2 pseudogenes are annotated in these 1,247 nt (G+C 69.0%); both read left to right on the top strand.

Features of this window, described 5'->3' with window-relative positions:
- Positions 1–183: pseudogene (locus tag AB0959_RS52970) on the top strand (hypothetical protein); the annotation flags it as partial.
- Positions 184–209: 26 nt separating this feature from the next.
- Positions 210–949 (top strand): annotated as a pseudogene (locus AB0959_RS52965) (transposase family protein); the annotation flags it as partial.
- Between the last annotated feature and the right edge of the window lie 298 nt (positions 950–1,247).

Genomic DNA, 1,247 nt, shown 5'->3' with positions numbered 1-1,247 from the left:
AGGCTGGAAGCCCCGCGAGAGGGCCGGCCTCTCGCCGTAGTCATGGCCTCGATGGACGCCATGAGCGGCCGCGAGTTCGAGGAGAACGGCGCCGAACTACTGCGCCGGGGTCTGTCAAGCGAATGGCTCTGGTCCGTAGTCGGCGGTGACGTTGAGTATCCGTCCGTGATCATGATCTGGTGATGGATGCCAACTCCCTTATGGCCACGGTGTTTTTCTGGCTCTCAGTGCTGGTCGTCGAGGACGTGGCGGACGGGGTGACTCGGTGGTGATCATGGCTCGCACCCCGGATGTGGCGGTGCCGTGTCCTGTCTGCGGAACGCCGGCGGCTAAGGTGCACGGGTACCACAGCCGAACAGTGACGGACGTGTCGGTCGACGGCCGCCAAGTCGTCGTCCACCTGCGCGTACGGCTGCTGGTCTGCCCGGTCCCGGACTGCCGACGGCAGGCCAGCCGCGAGCAGAATCCCGAACTGCTGGAGCGCCGTCATCGCCGCACGGTGCGGCTGGCCGCCACATATCCCAGGTGGCGCGGGAGTCATGCGGCCGGGCGGCCGCTCGCCTCACCGCGCTATCTGCGGCGCCTGCCGCTGCCGCAGCAGGCGATCCCGTGGGTGATCGGCGTGGACGACTTCTCCCTGTGCCGCCAGCGCCGATACACCACGACCACATGGACGCCGAGACCGGTGACCGCCCTGGGGTCCTGGCTGCGGTGTCGTGGTCGTGCCGGGACGGAACGGCCAACTACGCCCAGGCCGTCCGTCGTGCCCCGCCCAACGCGATGCAGGTCAGCGACCGATGGCACCTCTGGCGCAACCTGTGCGACAGAGTCCTGCTTGAGGTCCGCGCGCACGCCGGCTGCTGGGTCACCATCAACCCGCCCCGCCCCGGCGGAGTACGCGAGCAGCACCCGCGAACGCTGGAACAAAATCCACGGCCTCCGCGGACGGCGCCAGGCCGACCCTGCAGTCCCTCACCCAACCGCTATGGGCGATCCGCGAGCTGGTTCGTTACCCAACCAGGGGCGCGCCGAAGGCGACCGCTCCATCACCACCCCGGTCACGCCAGCCGCCTCCTACTCAGCCCCCGTTATCTTCTTCGCGGTCCTGCAAGGGGACCGCTGGCCTCCGGGCCCGGCATGACTGTTCCTCCCTGTCGAACGGATGACCTGGGGGTGGTGTCACCGGGCCCGGGAGGCGCCGTTGGATGCGCTGATGAGAGGTCCGACTACCGCCTGGCCAGGCGCAA

Origin of the sequence: Streptomyces sp. NPDC046862 (assembly GCF_040704615.1) — a bacterium.
Lineage (GTDB): Bacteria > Actinomycetota > Actinomycetes > Streptomycetales > Streptomycetaceae > Streptomyces.
The sequence above is the reverse complement of the archived record's forward strand: the minus strand, read 5'-3'. Positions and strand labels throughout refer to the sequence as shown.